The following is a 14,166-nucleotide window of genomic DNA, read 5'->3' as shown; positions in this document are numbered from 1 at the left end:
TATGTCAAATTAACTCTCGTTGTTACAAATATAAATATATAAGTTTATGAATAAAAATAATTGTAAACTTTAAGGTTTATATTGAGCCTATATAAATAGATGTATTTTTATTATAAAACTAAGAAATTTGTGGTTCAGTTTCCAATCATTCTAATGGAATAGAATGATTCTGGGATATTTTACATAATATAGAATTATAGCTATCAAATGGAAACAATGGCTTAAACAACATAATAAATATTTGTACTATAATGGTCAGCATTATGTTACTTTGCTTTGGTAAAAGCAATAGTTTCATTTGCTGATTTTTCTTTTAAAAGTTTTCTTCTCCAAAGTTTCTTTTACAAAAGTTAATGGAACACTTTTTACACGACGACGTAGGAGGGAAGTGTAATGTGTGTGGAATGATTAAATTGTTGTAATAACTTAAGTAGTTTATTACTTGTTAAAATGAGTATATTTACATATTAATAATATTGATATTTAAGACCTAATATATAAATATAAATTGAAGAGAATATTTGTGTTTTTTAAAAGTATTATTCCAAGTAAAAAAAAATGGAATAGTTGGAAAATGCCAACTAGGGTAGGCTATGTTGCTTCCTTAGTAGTAATAATAACCTTTATTGTGAGTCTATTTAACTTTAATAGTAAAGCAAAACCAATACAAGACATTAACAATGATGCAGGAGACGTCATTTATGTAGAAGAAAGCAAAGAAAATTTTGAAGGTTTTAATTATGAGGTTATGGGAAGATTGAGAAATGCAGGAAAAAGAATATTTGAGTTTGACACTGATAAATTTGAAAGAAATTTATTCATTAAAATTGATTACACTGGTAGTTATATAGCACTTATTAATAACTCTGATGTGGCAAACTATACTGGAGGTAAATTGATTATTGAAATTGAAAATTGCAACCTTGAATTTTTAGAATTTTCTATTCCTGCCTTAGGTCCGGCACCAAAAAATATTTTAAAACAACAAGTTGAAGAACAATTTAAAACGCTAATTTTTAAAAATAAAGACCTTATTTTAAAAAGAACTAAATTATGCTTAAAAGACTTTCTATAATAATCTTAGTTTTTAGTCAAGGATTATTATTTTCTCAAAATAATGAGGTTTCTGATATTAATAAAAAAGAATTACTCTACTATTTTCAAGAACCAGGATTTCTAGTCCCATATATCGAATCAGAGCTAAAAGAAATGACAACTTCAAGTATTAATAAGAAAAATGCCATTGAGACATATTTTAAAGAGGTTGAGAGCTTTAACAGATTAAAAGAGGATAGTAAATTACAATCCGAAATGGCTAACATTGTTTGGAATAAATATAATGCTAAATCATTAATAAATTTAGAATTAATTGATAACAAAGTAAATAGTGAAATAATCAATACTATACTTAGCTACAATTATTTCTTAACAATTAAAACAAATACATTAGGAGAGTTAATTGAATTTCAATTTGAATTATTTGAAACAAAGCCCTTAATTGACCGTGAAAGTAAAGGTAATATTAGAAGTGGTACATTTAAAAAAGTTAAAAAGGTTGAAAATTTTTTTATAAACCCAAAAAATACAGATTACTTGAAGAAAATAAAAAATGCCTTATATCGGCTATTTGATGAAAATAATGACCCTCCAGTTGCTATAATTGAAATGTATAATAAATCATATTCTAAAAGTTTTGAATCCTTTGTATCTAAAGGAGATACAATTGAGGTTTCAGGGTCTAAGTCATATGATATTGATACAGAAGAAATAAGTTATAATTGGAAAAATATACCTGTAGAAAATCAATATTATCAACATATAAATAAAGTTAATTTATCACCAAATAGTCCTAATCAGAAAATTGTTATTTCGAATGATTCCATTTATTACTTAAGTTTTAATGTATCAGATGGAATTAATGATTCTAATCCAATTAATATTAAATTAATACCAACTGATAAACCCAAGTCAATAACTCCATTATATAAGGATTCTAATAGTGTTGACTATCTAACTGGGAAATCTATTCCTAAAAATGAGGATAATGAAGGGCAAATTTATTTTGATAATGAAGAAGTTGTTTCAAATAATAAAATTATAATTTCAAAAAAGAAAATTGGTCAAAAATTTATTAGAAATCTACATCAAAATGATACAATAGGCTACTCATATAGTGACTCTGTTGGTGTACGTAGTATCAAATTTAAAAGTGATTTCACTGAAACCAATGAAGAAGGATTCTTAAAAAAGAAACAAAATAAAAGCTATTATTTATATCAAATCAATGATAAAGATTTGTTAAGTAATCCAGTAAAATTTAATCATAAATATGTTAAAAGAGGAGCCTTTTCTGTTAGAACAGGTTTTTCTACGACATTTTTTGGAGATAATAATGATTTTCAATTAACATCAAATGATTCTTTACCTTTAAGTTCCGTCTCAATATTGTTAGAAGTAGCAGTAGATATATCTCGTAAAACTAGGCTGTCTGGTTTTTTAGATTTGGGCAAAAGTATTAATTATACGGGGTATAATTTTTCTCCTCAACCAGAAATAGGTGGCGCATTCGAATATTTTTTATTAAAAAGATATTCAAAAAATCATCGAATATATCCGTTTATAGGGATAGAGTTTGGGGCAACAACTTTCTATACTGATGAAGAATTGTCAAATCCAAATAATAATTCTGAAGAAGGGTCAACAAATTGGATATATACATACGGCCTTAGGGCAGGTTTAGAAGTTGAATATGAAACTAAATGGTTTTTATTTAGTCCAGGGTTTCTATTTAAATATGGCCAATACAATAAAGATTTTCTGAGAAATAATCATTTTAGTAATATGAGCTTTATTTTAAATTTTAAGTTTTAGTTTATTGACCTCATAAAATTTTGGTTAAAACAATAGGTGAGTGGAGCGACCCTATTTTAGGGGTTTAGTTACTATTTCTCTTGGTGTTTCTACGTTTTAAGGCGTTATCTTTAGTAATCTTGGTTAGTTACAAAGCTTCCTAAAATATAGCGTAATGAACCGTTAATTGTTTCCAAAGTTTTATGCAGTCTTGATTTTTTTGTTTCTTTTTTTATCAAGAAAAAAAGATATATGAAACCTTAACTCTAGCTGTTATTCCATTGCCTTTCACCTTTTGGCGATTGGCATCCCAAGTACTTATATCAATTTTTTTCTTTAAGCTGATATTTACTCGTTTTTTGTTGACAGTTATTCTGGCGTAAATGTCAGTTTGATTGTTTTTTGCACGAGTGGCATATATCCAAAAAAGGATAGAAAATGTTGAAGAAGTTCGCATAGTTGATGTCTTTTAATTGTTAAACAATGTTTGAGACGAAAATCAATTCAACTAGCTTAAAATTAATGGTTGTAATTAATTTTGGATTGATGTTGACAGTTATAGGTCAATTTTTAAAATATGTTGACGATTTGTGAACCTGATAAAACTAAATAACATCAAATAAAATTAATGCCCAAAAACTATAAAACCTTGCTAATCATATAATTAGCAAGGTTTTGTTTTCTATTGATATTCCTATCAGTGACCGGGCTGGGGCTCGAACCCAGGACCCTCTCCTTAAAAGGGAGATGCTCTACCAACTGAGCTACCCGGTCTTTGTATTACCTTTCGTAATGCGGGTGCAAATATACAGGCTTTTATTAGAAAAACAAGCCCTTTTTTAAATGCAATAAGGAAAATGTAAATAACCCTTTTTAAATCAGTAAACTACAGGGAGAAATATTTTTTAAATGAAAAAAATAAGGAAATATATAAGTTAAGTTAAGTGCAAGGTATAGGGGGAGGGAATGCCCTTTTTAGTGGTTAGTCTTTAAGTAAATTATTTTAGTGCGCACGAGAAGACTCGAACTTCCACATCCTAAACGGATACTAGCCCCTCAAGCTAGCGCGTCTACCAATTCCGCCACGTGCGCATAATGATGTTGGTAAAAATAAAAAAAGTTAAGCAATTTGCTTAACCTTTTGTGACCGGGCTGGGGCTCGAACCCAGGACCCTCTCCTTAAAAGGGAGATGCTCTACCAACTGAGCTACCCGGTCTTTGTATTACCTCTCGTAATGCGGGTGCAAATATAATGGCTTTAATTAAAAAAACAATGCTTTTTTTAGGTTTTTTTTGTTTTTTTGTGGGATCAAATAAGTATACTTTTAATAATCAATTTATAGCAAGAAAATGATAATCACTTTAATTGGATATATGGCTTCAGGGAAGTCGACTTTGGGCAAGGAATTGGCAGTAAAATTGGATTATGATTTTATAGACCTTGATGATTATATAGAAGTAAAGGAAAATACTTCGGTTAGTAATATATTCAAAACAAAGGGGGAGATTTATTTTAGGACTATTGAAACAAAATATTTAAAGACTTTAATAGAAAGTAAAAGCAATCTCATCTTGTCATTAGGAGGTGGTACACCGTGCTATGGAAATAATATGAATGTGTTGTTAAACGCACCATATGTAAAGAGTATTTACCTAAAGGCTAGCATACCAACGTTGGTAGCCAGATTGAAAAACGAGAAACGGAAACGTCCCCTTATTGCTCATCTTGAAACAGATGAACAGCTAACCGAGTTTATCGGGAAACATTTGTTTGAGCGAACACAGTTTTATACTCAGGCGCAGCTAACATTATTGACCGATAATAAAGATAGTACTACTATTGTTAATGAAATAGTTGGTCAATTAATCCAATAAAACTTCAAAGGAGTCACCTTCTAGATTTACATTTACATGCTCATGTAAGGATGTAGATAGAGAAATGCCCTTAAAATCGGCTTTAACGGGATATTTTTTATGGTTTCTATTTACCAAAACAGCCGTTTTAAATTGTTTTAAGGGAACGTCTAAAAAGTGTTTTACCCCATATATTAATGTTGTACCGGAATTCAAAACATCGTCTATTAAAACTAACGATTTATTCGTGTACACTTTGGCATCAATAGACGTTTTTATGGGGTGTGTAGGGTTTTTTTTGTCGATGTTTACCTGGCACAATATAGGAGTGATATCAGAAATTTTTAGAAGTTCATCTCTTAGCTTTTCGGCTATAAGGTAACCATTAGAGACAATTCCGGCCAAAACCACTTCCTTTTCATTAACATTGCTTTCATAGATTTGAAATGCAATGCGTCTAATTTTATGGTTAATTTCTTTATGGGACAGTATGATATTATTTTTAACATTCATAGGGAGTATGTTTAAAATTTGAGGATAAAATTACTCATTTTCATTAGTAAAATCATCAATATTCCTGCGATCTTTTTTGGTAGGACGTCCAATTCCTTTTTTTCTATAGTAATCTTTCGAATACTTTAAAAGCTCTAGGGCTTCAAATTGTTCCTTTGGAGTTGTATCGGTTCTATAAATATCTACCAATTTAGCGCCAACGCGACTTTCGGGAATATCATTAACGGTTAGCCTATAGTTTATTTGGTTTTTTCTTAGTTCAATAATATCTTGGGCATAAACTTCCCGGCTGGGCTTAACAATTTCTTGATTTACCCGTACCTGACCTTTCTTGCATGCGGTTGTTGCCAGTGTTCTGGTTTTATAATATCTAACGCACCATAAAAACTTATCTATACGCATATAATTATTGTGAAAACTACGTTAATGTTATTGTGCAAGATTGTATTAAAATTGTATCTTGCGACCTCAAAAATAAACATTAATGTTGCATGTTGTAGTGAAAAAATACTTTTTAGTATTACCACTTAAATAAGTGTAACATTTTGCCTTAAAGAAACAAATAAATTATGCTAGTGAAATTAGAAAAAGTAAGTTTATTTATACTATGCTTAACCATTGGGTTTGTATCCTGTAAAAAGGATGATGATGCAAATGAGCCTACCCCTGTAGAGATACGAGACCGAGGTGAACAGCAAATTGCAGATAATGATTCTATCCTTAAATATTTTAAGAGCCATTACTATAATTCGAGTGCTTTTGTGGATAATCCAGATCCTAGTATAAACGATCTGCTAATAAGTAAGCTTCCTGAAAGCGGTGAGTTGCCCGATCCTGATAACAATACTCTTTTATGGGATGCCTTACAAGAAGAAAATGGGCTATTGGTTAAGAAAAGTTTGGTATTCGCTGAAACCGATTATGAGGTTTATTATCTTGTATTGAATGAGGGAGGCGGTAAGGCACCTAAGTTTTGTGATGATGTATTGGTGACTTACGAAGGCTTTAAGCTAAATGATGATGTTTTCGATAGTGCGGTCACACCGGTAGAATTTGATTTAACGTCTTTAGTTCCAGGTTGGAGAAAGGTATTTCCTCACTTTAAGGCTTCCGAAAGTTATGTTGATTCAGGGGATGGTACCATTGATTTTGTGAATCATGGTGTTGGTGTGATGTTTATACCTTCGGGTTTAGGCTATTTTTCCAGTGCTACTGCTGGGATTCCCGCGTATTCTCCTATTATTTTTAAGTTTGAATTATTACAAACCTATCAAAACGACCACGATGGAGATGGAATTCCTTCGTATCTGGAAGATCTTAATGGGGATGGAGAATTTACATTAGAAGATGATGATACCGATGATGATGACACCCCTGATTTTGTTGATACCAATGATGATGGCGATTTGAAGTTAACAAAAGATGAAATTGAACTTACTACTCATAACAAACCAACAAGGGAAGAGCTTGAAAGCCTAGCCTCTGGAGATTTTAAAGTACTAATAGCGGTTATAGAAGAGGAAGATGGGACGTTTACGGGTACCATATTGAACTTGGATCCCGATGGGAATGGTAAAGCTGCGTATCTAGATAGTACATTATAAGCTTAAGCCAGCTTAAATAAATTATAAATAACAGAGCAGTGTCTTGTCTTCAAGACGCTGCTTTTTTGTTTAATAGCATTTAAACGGAGTAATAGAGCACAACTTACCTGAATTATATAACTTTTACAGCTTCGAATGTTTTTCGATCTAAGGAGAATAATGTATCGAGAAGTTGTCTACGAATAGTTCTCGATACAGATTTGTCGTCCCTCACAAAATCACTCGAACTTGGCCATCAGTTTGTTAGATCAATAAGGGCAGATTTATTAACTGAACTCATATAACTTGTTGTTAATGTGAGGCTTATCTGGTGAATTGTTGTCTGTAAGTGTGTAAAATCTGTGATTTGGTGTAATAAATTTACAGTAAAGCTATTTCAAGACGAGACATGTAGACATAAATTAAGAGGTTTGAAAAGTGTGTCATCCTGAATGAAATGAAAGAATCTGTTAAAAACAAATTGAATATTCGTTATGTGACATAAAGCAAAAAAACAATACTTTGTCATCCCGATATATCAACAAGCTCAGCACAGGATTTGGAGGGATCTCTTACACAATATTATATGATTCAAAGATTCTTCACTTCGCTACGCTCCGTTCTGAATGACACACTTTTCGGGCCTCTATTTTGTCCTGAAAACATAAATATTTACATTTCCATTTCACCGCCACCATCGAAATCTCCTCTGGAGCGTTGTGGTTTTTTCTTCTGATTAAAGCGATAGGTAAACGACATGTTTAAGCTACGTTTACGCCATTGGAATTCGGAATAACCGGTATAAGTAGGGGTTGTTGTATTGGTCTTTCTTATGCTTGAGTTAAATAAATCGCTAACAGAAAGTGCTAGTGATGCTTTTTCCTTAAACAAGTCCTTACTAAAAGCTATGTTTGAGTATAGCCTGCCTTTGTTTTTGTTTTGTGCATCTTCAGAAGGGCCACTATAATAAAAAGTTGTTTGCCAATCTACTTCACCAGGCAATGTATACTTATTGTTTAAACGAGCAAACCAACTGGTATTTTTTTTATCTAATATTAAACCGTTTGGAGTAGTGCCTTTAGTCGACCTATTAAATAAGTTAAAGTTGGTGTTTAAATTCCATTTTTTAGTAGGTCGGAACATAAAGGTGAATTCAAAGCCAACACGGTCTTCGGTAGCTAAGTTGATGGGGCCACGCTGAATGACATTTACCCATTCTCCGTTTATTAATACATCTTCCCCTGTGTCAAAACTTACAAAAGAAAAAGCATCTGTTTCGTGTTGGTAATACGCTGATGTCGTAAAGGTTAATTTTCCAAACTTTTTATAATATCCCAAATCAACTTTGCCAGAATAGCTAGGGTCTAAATCAGGATTCCCTTGAAACACACTGGTTAAGCTAGCCCTAGAAGGAAAAGGGTTTAAGAAAAAGGAACGTGGTCTGCTCAAACGTCGATTATAACCTAAAGTTATATTTTCATCTTCACTAAACTCATAGTTTAAGTTAACGGTGGGGAATAAACCAGTATAATTCTTTTTGTTAAAATCACCACTGGTCGGTTGATCTATGGTGATTTGTGTATTTTCCATGCGCAGTCCTAAAAGAAAAGAAAACTTGTTTATTTTGCTTCCAAATTGCGTATATGCCGCATTAACATATTGCTTGAAGTTTAACAGGTTGGATAAATCGGTGTTCTTTTCAAAGTTATTGGTGTCATCATTTAATATTTCAACGATATAGTCGGTACTAGTATTGTCAAAATTACCGCGATACCCCATTTCAAATTGACTGTTTTCTCCAATAGGTAATACATAGTCTGTTTGTAACAGTATTTGGGTTTGATCCTCTAGTGTTGCTACCATTTCACTAAGTTCATTATTGACAATGATCAATGAATTTTCATCTTCGGTATTGTCTTCATATTGAAAATCGAAAGTGAATTTATGCCCACTTTTATCGAATTGCTTATCAAAATTTACAGCATATTGTATACGTTTATCGTCTTCTAATTCGGGGTCGCGTCGCATGCCAGTGCTTATTAATTCCAGATTTGCATCGTATTGATTAATAGTATTGGTTGTATTCCGTTGGTTATCGCCATTACTCCATGTAATAGACCCGGTTAATGAAGCGGAATCTGTGATATACCATTCGGTACCAAAGTTTGTTGTTAGCCCTTTACGTATTCTTTCTGTTTCCTGATTTTCTTCTAGGGTAATTTGAGAGTCCTTTGTATAGTTTCTACTATAGGAATACCCAGGGCTTTCGCTGTAGCGGTAACTAGTAGTATTAAATATATTGATGTCACCAGTTCTATGGTTAATATTGGTAGAAATACCACCAGATTTAGGCAGTCCGCCATTAACGGTTATGGCACCATTGGTTCCCAACAGTTTACTGCGCCTTAAAATGATGTTTAATATACCAGCAGTTCCTTCTGCATCATAACGTGCTGAAGGCGATGTAATAACTTCGACGCGTTCTATGGATTCGGCGGGTAACTGGCGAAGGGCATTGGTAGAATTAAGTCCAACCAAACCAGATGGCTTTCCGTTTATTAATATGCGAACATTTCCTTGCCCTCGTAACGATACATTGCCTTCAACATCTACAGAAACAGAAGGGACATTGTCAAGAACATCGCTTACGGTGCCTCCTCTAACAGTAAGGTCTTTGCCTACGTTATATATCTTTTTATCTAATTTTAATTCAACAGTCGTACGTTCTGCTATAATTTCGACTTCACCAAGGCTTTCGGTATTTAACTCAAGTGAAAAGGTACCGATATTAGAAGACGAATTAAGTTTTTTATTGGTAAGTGTTATTGTTTTAAATGAAATGTACTCTATAGAGATATCGTAAGTGCCGGAACGTACGGGAATACTAAAGTCGCCATTAGCATCTGTAATGCCTCCTGTTTCAATTTTATTTTCCTTTTTGCTGAAAAACGAAATGGTTGCATACTCTAAAGGTTCCTGGGTTTCTTTGTCGATGACTTTTCCAGTAATTATAACCTTTTTTAAGGGTGTGCTTTCTAAAGGATTTTTAGGTTGTGCATCTGTTTTATGGAAACATAAGACAATAGAAAAAATACCTAGTAATAGTTTGTACATAATTTGCTTTTAGGAATTAGATCGCAAAAGTAGATTATGGTTTAAGCCTTATGGGTTAATAATTTGTTAAAAAAAATGGAGCGATATTTCCTATGTAATGTCCAGGATTAGCTCAGGTGGTCTGCCAATAATGGCCTTGTTCCCATTGATGATTATAGGGCTTTTGATTGGATTTGAATATTTGATGTAAAATAGCTACAAGATCGTCATCAGAAAAACTAATATTTTTTAGTTGCGTCTTCCATAAAAAGTGTCTCGTTTTAATGATGTTTAAGGGCTTGAGGTTTAACAGCAATAAAATACACTTGAGCCTTTCATTAGTTAGTGGAAAACCAATGACTCTTGAAGGAAAATTAATAAAACCTTTAAAAGAAGATTATAAAATATTCTTTATAAGCTCAGGAGGTCTACCAATTACTGCCTCATTGCCATTTATAACTATAGGTCGCTCAATGAGTTTAGGATTCTCGACCATTGCTTTTATAATCTCATCGTCACTTAGTTGTTTGCCTTTAAAATTTGTTTTCCAAATGGCTTCGTTTTTCCTTACGAGATCTATGGGAGCTATATTGAGTAGATTAATAATATTTTTGAGTTCGTCCATAGAGGGCGTGTCTTCAATATATTTTACAATTTCAAAAGGCTTTCCAGATTGCTCTAAAATTTGCAAGCCGTTACGTGATTTGCTACACCTATTATTATGGAATATTTTTATCATGGTATGTAGATATTATATGATTTTAATGTTTCTATAAGTTGTTTAGGACTTTTAAAATGAATGCCATTGATATGTAACTTTTTGGCCGCTTCAATATTTCTTAAACTGTCATCAATAAAAATAGCATTTTTTGCTTTAATGTTGTAACGGTCTAAAGTTGTCGTGTAGATCTTAGCAAAAGGTTTTCTTGTTTTTTCTTCACCCGAAACAACAATACCATCAAACCAACTCAAAAAATTAAAACGTTTTAAAGCTATTGGGAAAGTTTCGTGGCTCCAGTTTGTTAATGCTACTATTTTGTACTTGTTTAATTTAACGAGGGTTTCTAAAATGTGAACCGTTTCATCGATACTTCCCCCTAGCATGTTTTCCCAATCACCATAATACATTTTTATTAAGTTCTCATACTCTGGAAAACGCACAATCAGGTCTTCAGTTGCTTGATCTAACGGATAACCAGCATCCTGGTTTTCATTCCAAGCACTTGTGCATACGTTATCTAGGAACCATTGCATTTTATTACGGTCACCATGAAAGGCTTTTAAAAAGACATATTCAGGGTTCCAGTCAATTAAAACACCACCTAGATCAAATATAATGGTGTCAATTGTAGTCATAATGTGTTTTTATCTTCTTCTTTTTGTCCCATCATCATGAGATAGGATTTTAAAAAGGCATCTATATTGCCATCCATCACGGCATCTACGTTACCAGTTTCATGCGCTGTTCTAACATCTTTAACCAATTTATAAGGATGCATTACGTAATTACGGATTTGGCTACCCCATTCAATTTTCATTTTACCGGCTTCAATATCGTCACGTTGTGCCAATTGTTTTTGCAATTCGATTTCATACAATTGGGATTTAAGCATTTGTAGAGCCCTGGCACGGTTATCGTGTTGTGATCGCGTTTCTGAACAGGATATCTGTATGCCCGTTGGTTTATGGGTTAGCTGTACTTTTGTCTCAACTTTATTAACGTTTTGACCTCCCGCACCACTAGATCGGGCAGTGGTTATTTCTAAATCGGCAGGATTAAGCTCAATTTCTATGGTATCGTCTACAAGTGGGTAGACATACACAGAAGCAAAACTGGTATGGCGTTTAGCATTGCTGTCAAATGGTGAAATACGCACCAATCGGTGTACACCGTTCTCACCCTTTAACCAACCAAAGGCAAAATCACCTTCAATTTCAAGTGTTACCGTTTTTATACCGGCAACATCACCTTCCTGAAAGTTAAGTTCTTTAATTTTAAAGCCGTTTTTTTCGGCATACATTAAATACATACGCATTAACATACTTGCCCAATCGCAGCTTTCGGTACCGCCAGCTCCTGCAGTAATTTGTAATACAGCACTTAAATTGTCACCCTCTTCAGACAACATATTCTTAAACTCAATATGTTCCAGTAAGGTCGTGGCTTTTTCGAATTGTGTTTCAACGTCTTCTTCAGAAGACTCACCTTCTTTATAGAATTCGTAGATAACCTCTAAATCTTCAATAAGGGTTTTAATTTTATCGTAATCTTCAATCCATTTTTTCTTAACGCGAAGTGATTTCATAACAACTTCGGCTGTTTTAGGATTGTCCCAGAAATCTGGAGCGAATGTTTGTTCTTCTTCGTTTTGTATTTCTATAAGCTTGGCATCAACGTCAAAGATAGTGCCTTAGTTTGTCAAGGCGGGTATTAAGATCTTTAATTTGATCTGATGTTATCATAATTCTCGTTTATTTTCAACAAAAATATAATTTAAAGCATCAGCAGAAAATAATTATTAATATAATTTTATAGATTTAGCTAGAAAAGAAATAGTACTTGGATACGTTGAAAGAAGAGTGCTGTTTTCTCTTAAATACTTAAATTGAATTAAATGAAGATAGATTTAAGGAGTGATACCGTAACAAAGCCATCACAAGGCATGTTGGAAGCCATGATGCTAGCTGAAGTTGGCGATGATGTTTTTAGAGAGGATGCTACTGTTTTACAATTAGAAAAGAAATTAGCCGATATGTTTGGAAAAGACAGTGCCCTTTTCTTCCCTAGTGGTACTATGGCCAACCAAACTGCTGTTAAATTACATACAAACCCAGGAGAACAGGTTATTTGCGATAAATATGCGCACATATATAATTATGAATCTGGTGGAGTTGCCTTTAATAGTGGTGTGTCCTGTAAATTAGTTGATGGAAATAAAGGTATGTTTACTGCCCAACAGGTTATCGAGGCCATTAACCCTTCTGATTATTGGTATGCTAAAACAAGCCTTGTTGAGATTGAAAACACTACAAATAAAGGTGGTGGTGCTTGTTGGGATTTTGAAGAGATATTAAAAATAAAAAAGGTTTGTGATGAACATGAGCTTGGTTTTCATTTAGACGGTGCCCGTTTGTGGAATGCTTTGGTAGCTAAAAATGAAGCTCCCAAGGATTATGGGGCAATTTTCGATACTATTTCAGTTTGTTTAAGCAAAGGACTGGGGTGTCCTATTGGTTCGGTATTGATTGGTGATGCCCATACTATGGGGCAAGCCATGCGCATACGTAAAATTTTTGGAGGTAATATGAGACAAGTTGGTTATTTGGCTGCAGCTGGTTTATATGCATTGGACAATCATATAGAGCGGTTAGTAGAAGATCATAAAAAGGCAAAAGAAATAGGGGAGGCGCTAGAAAAATTATCAGTTATAAAAATTATTGAACCCATCGAAACCAATATTGTTATTTTTGAATTAAACAACGATGTTGACGAAGCAACTTTTAAACAACGCCTAGCGAATAAGGATATTCATATAATAGGCATGGGAGGAGGTAAATTAAGAATGGTCACGCATTTAGATTACACCGATGCCATGCATGATAAACTAGTACAGGTTTTAAAAAATAGTAATTTTACTAGCAACTAGCAACTAGCAACTAGCAACCAATAACCAGTAATCAGTAATCAGTAACCAGTAACCAGTAACCAGTAACCAGTAACCAGTAATCAGTAATCAGTAATCAGTAACCAGTAATCAGTAATCAGTAATCAGTAATCAGTAATCAGTAACCAGTAATCAGTAACCAGTAATCAGTAATCAGTAATCAGTAACCAGTAATCAGTAATCAGTAACCAGTAACCAGTAACCAGTAACCAGTAATCAGTAATCAGTAACCAGTAATCAGTAACCAACAACCAACAACCAACAACCAACAACTATTTAAACATATCCATCCCCGGAATATTGGGCATCCCCTCTTTGGCAACAGCAGCGAGCTCGGTTTCATTGACTTGTGTAGCCCTTTCAATAGCTTTGTTTGAGGTTAAAATAAGATAATCTTCTAATTCTTCCTTATCCTTCAGTAGCGTTTCGTCTATTTCTATAGCTTTAATTTTTCTGTTGGCAGTAAGCGTAACTTTTACCTTGCCATCATGACTGTTTTCGTCAATTAAAACAGTATCTAGGCGCTTTTTTGTGTCTTCTACTTTTCTTTGGGTTTCTTTGAGTTTGCCCATCATATTCATCATGTCTCCAAACATAGCCTGTATTTT

The 14,166-nt window shown here is 33.3% G+C and carries 13 protein-coding genes and 3 tRNA genes; 5 read left to right on the top strand and 11 right to left on the bottom strand.

Translation table 11 applies throughout. From position 1 onward, the window contains the following. Nucleotides 1-508 precede the first annotated feature (508 nt). Together JF259_RS12145 and JF259_RS12140 are read left to right on the top strand one after the other, a co-directional pair. A complete protein-coding gene (locus tag JF259_RS12145) occupies nucleotides 509-1,075 on the top strand; it encodes a hypothetical protein (protein WP_199115601.1) in 567 nt (188 codons plus the stop codon). Continuing rightward, nucleotides 1,054-2,871: a hypothetical protein gene (locus JF259_RS12140; RefSeq protein ID WP_199115600.1), complete on the top strand. Its 1,818-nt coding sequence runs from the start codon at nucleotides 1,054-1,056 to the stop codon at nucleotides 2,869-2,871. The genes JF259_RS12145 and JF259_RS12140 overlap by 22 nt, the downstream gene beginning before the upstream one ends. A gap of 214 nt (nucleotides 2,872-3,085) precedes the next feature. Here the strand turns inward: JF259_RS12140 and JF259_RS12135 are convergent, their stop codons facing one another. From JF259_RS12135 to JF259_RS12120, 4 genes are all read right to left on the bottom strand, one after another. Further along, nucleotides 3,086-3,307: an Arm DNA-binding domain-containing protein gene (locus tag JF259_RS12135; protein ID WP_199115599.1), complete on the bottom strand. Its 222-nt coding sequence runs from the start codon at nucleotides 3,305-3,307 to the stop codon at nucleotides 3,086-3,088. 244 nt (nucleotides 3,308-3,551) lie between these two features. After that, nucleotides 3,552-3,624, bottom strand: a tRNA-Lys gene (locus tag JF259_RS12130). A 233-nt stretch (nucleotides 3,625-3,857) separates the two neighbouring features. After that, nucleotides 3,858-3,942: transfer RNA gene (locus JF259_RS12125), tRNA-Leu, on the bottom strand. 52 nt (nucleotides 3,943-3,994) lie between these two features. Continuing rightward, nucleotides 3,995-4,067 (bottom strand) — tRNA-Lys (locus JF259_RS12120). Between the two features lie 133 nt (nucleotides 4,068-4,200). Here JF259_RS12120 and JF259_RS12115 point away from each other — a divergent pair. After that, nucleotides 4,201-4,725 (top strand): shikimate kinase, encoded by a 525-nt coding sequence (locus JF259_RS12115; RefSeq protein WP_199115598.1) that lies wholly within the window; start codon nucleotides 4,201-4,203, stop codon nucleotides 4,723-4,725. On the opposite strand, the gene JF259_RS12110 is transcribed toward JF259_RS12115, so the two are convergent. Both JF259_RS12110 and JF259_RS12105 read right to left on the bottom strand, forming a co-directional pair. Further along, on the bottom strand, nucleotides 4,714-5,217 hold the full coding sequence (locus JF259_RS12110; protein WP_199115597.1) for a phosphoribosyltransferase family protein: 504 nt from the start codon (nucleotides 5,215-5,217) through the stop codon (nucleotides 4,714-4,716). The two genes, JF259_RS12115 and JF259_RS12110, sit on opposite strands and share 12 nt — an antisense overlap. A 30-nt stretch (nucleotides 5,218-5,247) precedes the next feature. Next, a complete protein-coding gene (locus JF259_RS12105; RefSeq protein WP_199115596.1) occupies nucleotides 5,248-5,619 on the bottom strand; it encodes an RNA-binding S4 domain-containing protein in 372 nt (123 codons plus the stop codon). A 167-nt stretch (nucleotides 5,620-5,786) separates the two neighbouring features. Here JF259_RS12105 and JF259_RS12100 point away from each other — a divergent pair, with 167 nt between their 5' ends. Further along, entirely contained in the window at nucleotides 5,787-6,821 is a 1,035-nt protein-coding gene (locus JF259_RS12100; RefSeq protein WP_199115595.1) for an FKBP-type peptidyl-prolyl cis-trans isomerase, read from the top strand. A 651-nt stretch (nucleotides 6,822-7,472) separates the two neighbouring features. On the opposite strand, the gene JF259_RS12095 is transcribed toward JF259_RS12100, so the two are convergent. The 4 genes from JF259_RS12095 to prfB form a co-directional block, all read right to left on the bottom strand. Then, nucleotides 7,473-9,914 (bottom strand): TonB-dependent receptor domain-containing protein, encoded by a 2,442-nt coding sequence (locus JF259_RS12095; RefSeq protein WP_199115594.1) that lies wholly within the window; start codon nucleotides 9,912-9,914, stop codon nucleotides 7,473-7,475. A 376-nt stretch (nucleotides 9,915-10,290) separates the two neighbouring features. After that, nucleotides 10,291-10,632, bottom strand: a complete 342-nt coding sequence (arsC, locus tag JF259_RS12090; RefSeq protein WP_199115593.1) for an arsenate reductase (glutaredoxin) — start codon at nucleotides 10,630-10,632, stop codon at nucleotides 10,291-10,293. Then, the gene (locus JF259_RS12085; RefSeq protein WP_199115592.1) at nucleotides 10,629-11,249 is read right to left on the bottom strand and encodes an HAD family hydrolase; all 621 of its coding nucleotides are present in this window, start codon (nucleotides 11,247-11,249) and stop codon (nucleotides 10,629-10,631) included. Before JF259_RS12085 ends, arsC begins: the two co-directional genes overlap by 4 nt. Beyond that, a protein-coding gene (gene prfB / locus JF259_RS12080) for a peptide chain release factor 2 (protein ID WP_199115591.1) occupies nucleotides 11,246-12,356 on the bottom strand; the annotation gives its coding sequence in 2 pieces (ribosomal slippage) (nucleotides 11,246-12,292 and nucleotides 12,294-12,356; 1,110 coding nt in all). Before prfB ends, JF259_RS12085 begins: the two co-directional genes overlap by 4 nt. A 152-nt stretch (nucleotides 12,357-12,508) precedes the next feature. On the opposite strand from prfB, the gene JF259_RS12075 reads away from it, so the two are divergent. After that, entirely contained in the window at nucleotides 12,509-13,540 is a 1,032-nt protein-coding gene (locus tag JF259_RS12075) for a threonine aldolase family protein (protein WP_199115590.1), read from the top strand. A 290-nt stretch (nucleotides 13,541-13,830) separates the two neighbouring features. Here the strand turns inward: JF259_RS12075 and JF259_RS12070 are convergent, their stop codons facing one another. Continuing rightward, nucleotides 13,831-14,154, bottom strand: coding sequence for a YbaB/EbfC family nucleoid-associated protein (locus JF259_RS12070; protein WP_199115589.1), 324 nt, complete (start codon nucleotides 14,152-14,154; stop codon nucleotides 13,831-13,833). Between the last annotated feature and the right edge of the window lie 12 nt (nucleotides 14,155-14,166).

Source organism: Snuella sedimenti (assembly GCF_016428595.1).
Classification (GTDB): domain Bacteria; phylum Bacteroidota; class Bacteroidia; order Flavobacteriales; family Flavobacteriaceae; genus Snuella; species Snuella sedimenti.
Note: the sequence above shows the minus strand (reverse complement) of the source record. Positions and strands in the feature narration are given on the sequence as shown.